General features: G+C 66.2%; 1 protein-coding gene and 1 pseudogene. Both read right to left on the reverse strand.

Annotated features, from left to right (window positions below; all coding sequences use genetic code 11):
• Positions 1 to 86: 86 nt before the first annotated feature.
• A pseudogene (locus ACF1AL_RS39355) lies at positions 87 to 3,401 on the reverse strand (SpvB/TcaC N-terminal domain-containing protein); the annotation flags it as partial.
• Positions 3,402 to 3,562: 161 nt separating this feature from the next.
• A complete protein-coding gene (locus ACF1AL_RS39360; RefSeq protein WP_391781335.1) occupies positions 3,563 to 6,541 on the reverse strand; it encodes a LamG-like jellyroll fold domain-containing protein in 2,979 nt (992 codons plus the stop codon).
• Positions 6,542 to 6,645: the final 104 nt, after the last annotated feature.

Here is a 6,645-nt window from a genome sequence, read left to right on the forward strand (position 1 = left end):
CCGCTACGACAAACGCGCCCGCCACTACGAAGCCATGGTCACCCTCGCCTGCCTACTGCTCTGGCTGCCCTGACTTTGCGGACACGACCTAGGGCGTTCTTTCCCACCGCCGAGGTCAGAGGACCCGATGCGGGCGGGTCATAGAGCGTCGTTGCAGTGACCAAACCGTTGGTGTCCGAGACGCTCAACGGGCGACCGAGCGAGTCATAAGTAGTCGTGGTTAGCTTTTGCCACTGGGGCTGATCATCGCTCGTATAGCCCTTGGCACGGCCCGTCCAGCGCACCTCGCCCAAAGTCGGCTTCTGCGTCGCACTCCACTCAGCCGCAGTGTCGTAGCTGACGGAGGTGTCGGAGATGATCTGCCCGGGCCGGGTTGAGTCCGCGGGCAGGTCGAGGGTCGCGTCGGTGATCGTGCAGGGGTCGGCCACCGGGTTGGTCTTGGCGTTCGCCACCACCCTGGTGCGGGAGACCAGGTTGTTGATGCCGGTCGCGTCGTTTCGGGCGTACCAGGTGCGTGTGCAGGTTTCGTCGCCGAGTTTGCTGTCGTCGCCGCGGTCGGAGACCGTTTCAGGCATGCCGTAGGTGGCGTCGTAGGTGGTGTTCACCGTGCGGGTGCGCCAGGTGGGCGAGACGCCGGAGGTGATGTAGGTGTGGGTGGTGGTGGCACCGCTGCGCACGTAGTAGGCCTCGGTGTCGGCGTAGGACTTGTGCTGGGTTGCGGTGCGCTTGGACCAGGGCGTGTTGACCGTGCTGGCGATGGCCGTTGTGCCGTTGTAGGTGACCGTTTCGCGGGTGAAGCCGGCGTACTCGTCCTGGTCGGTGAGCGCAGGTGCCTTGAATCCGGTGGCGGCGACGGACTTGCGGGCGGTGGGGTCGAGGGTGCCGTCGGCGGCCAGGACGCGGTCGCCGTTCATGCCGCGCAGGTAGTAGGTGACGGTCTTGGACTGGGTGGTTCCTGCCCTGCCGACGAGGTGGGTGACCTGGTCATAGCCGCGCCAGGTCGACCAGGTGCGCTCCTTTTCCTTGGTCAGGGGGTCGTCGTTGTAGCGCCAGGCGCCACCATGAGGACCGTAGACGTACGTGTGCTCGACCGCTTCCTGTCCGCCCTGAGGCGCGGTGGTGGACACCGCCTGGACCGGGTACTTCTGGAACCAGTCCAGTTTCGGCGTCTTCCCGCCGTTGGGTGCCCAGTAGACCGGGTAGCAGCGGCGGGTGTTGTCGTCGACCTTTGGCATGGTCTGGCCGGCGACGCAGTCTTCCGGCATGTAGCTGACGATGGTCTGCGCGCCGGTTTCGGAGGTGATGGTCCTCAGGCGGGGCTTGTAGAACGGCAGGATGTCGTCGGACGGCCCGTCGACGCGGTTGGACATGAACTCATGGGTGAACACGACCGGGTCGAGGTCGACCGGTGTGCCGTGCTTACCGGTGTGGCGGATCTCCTGCAGCCACAGGGACTGGTCAGTGGAGTCGCCGGTGTCACCGGGGTCCAGGTAGGTCTGCTTCAGCGCCCATTCGTCGACCGGCTCGAACGCGGGTGTCGCTGCGGCGGCGTTCCAGGCGTAGGTGGAGATGGTGGTCAACCGCTTGCGGGTGAAGAAGGTGGGGCCGACGTTGCCGGTGCACTTGTCGCCGTCCTTGCAGATCGCGTCGAACGGGACGTCGGGCCATTCGTTCTTGCTGGTCTCGGTGAGCTCGTTGCAGGCGGAGCCCAGCTCGCGGATGCAGCGCTCGTCGTAGCCGAAGACGACCTTGTCGGATGCGGCGGGAGCCGTCGCGGTGGACGTGAACAGGGCGCCCTTGCGCTGTCCGTAGCGGATCTCCTTGAGGTAGCCGCCGCGGATGTAGGGGGTGCCGGTGGTGTCGTCGCCGAGCTGGTCGTAGTTGTTGGTCTCGGCGGCATACCAGTACGACATGGCGTTGCCGTGGGTGTCCTCGACGTAGTCGAGGTTCCAGCGCCACGCTTGCGTCTTGGCACGCTTGGCGAAGGTGTCACCGGCGCTGTAACCGGGTTCGCCGGCGTCGTCGCCGAAGACGGGGACGGTCCACACGGAATTGGTGCGGTCGGTGGCGCCGGCGCCGTCGAGCTTGTTCAGGCCGAAGACGTACTTGGTGCCGTTGCCGGTGGTGACGGTCCAGTACTCGCCCTTGTCGCCGCTGTCACCATCGTCGCCGTTGTCGGCGCCGGTGGAGTGGGTGACCGTAGAGGCGTCGTCGTTCTTCAGCCGCCACACGCCCGTGGTGTCGTCCTTGACCAGTTCGGTCGCCTGACCGTTGAGGACGAGGGAGGCGTTTTCGTACTTCCAGCACAGGTCGTACTTGTCGGTCTGACCGTCGTCATCGCACGAGCCGTAGCGACGTTCGATGAAGGAGGAGGTGAGGTCGAAGCCCTCGCCGACCGTCGTGCCCTGGTTGTTGGAAGAGGCGGTGCGCCCGTCGACACTGCCGGAGTCGTAGGAGATCGACAGCTGCGGGCTCGGGCCTGCCGCCGCGGGCGGCGTGCGAAGTGGGTAGGACCACGTGAAGGTGCCGGACGAGCCTCCGGCATCCCACGATGAGGAGGCGGAAAGCGGGGTCGCCTTGTAGTCACCACGTGCGGAGGCGTCGCCGGCAGAAAACGCCACCAGCATCGCCTGCCCGGACGTGGCCGCCGTCGTGCGGCTTTGGCGCGCCGTCGCGGGTTGGAAGGCGAGCTGCGTTGTCAGCTGCTGATCGGCACGGTGGTTGGCGTAGTCGAGCCGTGTCAGCGTGTGGCACTTGGATGCCGCGGGATTGGTCAGGGCGCAGTCGGGCAGGCGTGAGGCCTGCAGGCGGCCGGCCCAGTCGCCGCCGTAGGCGGAGGCGAAGCGGCTGTAGTCGATGCCCAGGGTGGCCGAGCCGCCGGTGGCCGGGCCTGTCACCTTCACGACAACGTCCTTGATGCCCAAATTTGCCGTCTGGGCGCGGTCGAACACCTCAACACTGACCGAGCTCGAAGCAGGAGCGGCCGTCTTGCTGCTCTTCACCGCGGCAGCCGGGGAGAGTGTGATGGGGAGGGTTCCGGCGGTCGCGGAGGCCGCTCCGGAGGCGGGCATGGCCACTGTGGCCTTGCCGGCGCTGGGCCACACCGGCTTCTTCGCCTGGTCGGCAGCGGCACGCGCGATGGCCTTGCGGGTTTGTGCCGCTGCCTTCTTCATTTCCGCTGCGGTCTTCTTGTTGATCCGCGCGGTCATCGGGGAGACCTTGTCCGCCTTGTAGGCGGGCGGCTTGAACGCCTCCAGAGGGACAGCCGCTCCCGCTGACGTGATCGGCGTCAGCAGCTCCGGCACCAGCAAGAAGCCGGTCACAACGGCGACACGCCGTGCCCAGGCTTTCCTTTTGGCTGAGCTGCCGCGCTTCGGCGGCAGCAGTCTGTATCGATTCATCCTTTTCCGTTCTTCCGGTACCAGGCACCGGCGGCAGCATCGGGTTGCGGCATGCCTCAGGCAGCTGGCGCGTCGTCACAGATCGGCCCCGGGCCGGGGCCGTGCAGATGTGTGGGCGGCAGCGTGTACCGTGCCGCCGCCCACACAGGGGCGTCATGGGTTTATGAGTGCAAGATCTGCGAGACCTGGTCGGCGGCCATCGCACCCGCCCAGAGCCTGACCTCGTCGACCGCTCCGGGCAGGTAGGAGCCCACCTGGCCCCCGGCCGCCCCAGCGCCGACGGCCAGTTCGCCGCTGCCTTGGCTGTAGGAGGAGAACGCAGGGGTAGCGCCTTCCGCGACCTGCTCAGCAGGGTTCAGGAAGAGGTGCAGGTTCCCGTATCCGCCTGCCGAATTCTCCTCGGCCGCATCGAAAACTCCCGTGACATCGACCCAGACATCCAGGTCCGCGACGTCTTCGCTCTGCACCATGGCAGTGGCCGTGACCTTGCCCGAACCGTCAACCGCCGTGCGGCCAAAGCGCCACACGATCGCCCCGGGACCGAGCTTCTCCGCCCACAAAGCCCAGGAGTACTGGCCACCGGCCGGGGTCGCCTGACCCACAATCTGGGCGCGGTAGCCATCCGGCTTGTTCGCGAACACGGCACTGTCCAACTTCACGTGCGCGTTGACCGTGAAAGAGGCAGATTCGTCAGTCACCGGTGCGGTGGTGCTCGTGTTGGTGGTCGGGATGACGGCGTTCATGTAGCTGGAGGTGCCGTTCAGTGCCACCACGCCGTCAGCGTCCATCGAAGCGTTGTTGATCTTCAGGTCACCGGCCGGATAGGGCGCCGACTGCTTGATCACCGAGGTGCCTGCGGCAGGATTACCCCTCCACTGGCTCACGAGTTCCGTGGCTGCGACGTTGTCCGTCTCCACAGCGCTCTCCTTGCGCAGCTCATCCTCGGTGAGAGCCCGCTGCCACACCTTGATCTCGTCGATGCGGCCGCTGAAGTACTGGGTGTAGTTGCCGTTGACCTTGGCTCGGCCGATCTGCATGTCACCGGTGGCCGACCACGGCTGGTACGTGGACGAGGCGGTCTTGAGGTTGACCGGGGCGCCCTGAGGGCGTCCGTTGAGGAACAGTTGCAGGGTGTCGTCCGCGTCAGAGCAAGGAGCCTGTGCGCACTCACCCGTATTGAAGACGGCGGCCAGGTGGGTCCACACGTTGAGCGGGGGGCTGGCGTAGTCAGCCACAGACCGGATGGCGACCAGGCCGGTGGAGCCGTCGTGGTTAGTCCGGTTGAGCACCCACTTCTTGTCGCCGGCGGAGTAGTACAGGGTGAACGCAACTCCGTAGTTACCCGGTGCGGCCAGGACGGCCTTCGTGGAGGCGGCGTCGGTGAGCATCACCCACGCCGACACCGTGAAGGAGTTAGCGGTGTTCACCGGCATAGGCGTGCTCGCGTAGCGGGTGCGCTTCGCGGGGTCGGTCACGTTGTCGTTCAACTGCAGGGAACGGTCGCCTTCACCGCGCCGTGCTTGGTCGGCAGACCACATAGCGACCGCGTCAGCCTCTGGCGAAAGACTGACGGGCTGCCGAGGAGTGACAGTGATGGAGTTGGCGGCGGTAGGTCCCGTGCCCTCTGTGAATCGCCACTCGTCGGTGGGGCCAGACGGCAGCTTCACCTGGAAGGCATACTCAGCCGGAGTACCCCACCGTTGGCGCACATCCCGAGCCTGGACAACGAGCGTAAGCGTGCCGCCCATGGCCGGCGTGACGTCGATCGTCGTCTGGGAAACGACCTGGGCGGGATCGGTCTCCTTCACCGTACGCGGGTCCTGCAGATACCAGCGGTAGCCCTGAATATCCGTGTCTGCGCTGTTCGGCGTCAGCTTGAACTCGCCCGTGATGCCCGGTCCACCAGTGGCCTCACAAGTGGCTGTGGCTATGCACGTGTAGGGGTTGCCGGGTTCCAGGGTGATCTGAGGGGCCTTCGGCGCGGTGGCGTCCACCTTGAAGTAGCACCATGGCGAATACGCCGAGGACATGCTCGAGGTCACGCCGGCGTAGGTCCAGTGGGACTGGGTCAGCGCCCGCATCCGATACAGCGCCCCGTCCTGGCGGGAGGAGATCCGCACCTTCTCGAGGGTGTTGTCCACGTGGTAGCCGGTCGAGGGTGATGTCGCCGACCAGGAGGACGACCAGGTGCCGTCGGTGTTCTTCTTCTCCACTGCCATGTAGGCGCGCAGCGCTCCGAGATATTCACCGGAGGCAGGCTGGACCTGGGTCTGAACCGCGGCCTGGACGATGGGGTCGGCGCGGGTGACGATCGTGGGCCTGGACTCCGGCTCGCAGTACGCCAGCGTTCCATCGCCGGGAATCACGCCAACCTGCGTGGGCACGCCAGGCTTGGGCACGTACTGGATCTGCAGATCGGCGTTCTGATTGAACCGCTTCCACGCCCGCGGATCGCTCTCATCCTTCGCCCGCAGCATCAGGGTCAGGCGAGAGAACTTGCCGTCGGCGAAGGACTGCACCGTCGGCGTGAGGTTCTCGTCCGTCTCGGACGGATTGTCGTGGAACTCCACCCAGGAATCCGGCTGGGACGGGCTGCACAGGTCACCGCGGCCGTTGGCGACGTACCGGTCGCCCATCCAGTCCCGCTGGGTCGGACCCGGCCAGCTGGTCGACTCGGAGATGTTGTCGGTGCGCACCAGGTCGACCCAGTGCGCGTCGCAGTTGAACGACCATGTCTCGTACGCGCGGAAGGTGGCGTCGAGGATCTTCTTGCCCGCGAGCTTCGTCGGCGCGAACTCGTAGTACATGCGGTTGACGTAGTTGTTTCCGCAGTAGTAGCCGTCCGCGGTGCCGCATTTGCCGACGCCGTAGTCGCCGGTGAACTGCCAGAACCGGTCGCCGTCGGAGGAGAGCACCGTGCGCTCGGAGTAGCCCAGGCCGAGGGGTGGGTCGATGTAGACCGGGTAGACCGTGTCCTGGCCACGCAGCAGCTCGAGGTTCGGCGTGACGGAGACGGCGCCGTCGTGCACTTGGACCGGAAGGACCTCGCTGGCGTCGCCCTTGGACGGGGCGTCCGCCTCGTCCACCGGCTCCTCCTGCCCAGCCGGCACGTCGTCAGCGGCAGCCGTCTTGGCCTGCATCAGCGGCTTACTGATCGTTTCAGAATGCGGTGCGTAGCCGTCTCAAGCAGATGATGGCGCAGGCGAGTTGGAGGAGTCCGTGGTGTAGGTCGGCGCGTATCTCG

The organism is Streptomyces sp. NPDC014801 (genome assembly GCF_043082085.1).
GTDB lineage: Bacteria > Actinomycetota > Actinomycetes > Streptomycetales > Streptomycetaceae > Streptomyces.

Bases quoted from the DNA above. Each gene is read 5' to 3' on its own strand.
- ACF1AL_RS39360 (WP_391781335.1), bottom strand. From the start codon at position 6,541: ATGCAGGCCAAGACGGCTGCCGCTGACGACGTGCCGGCTGGGCAGGAG.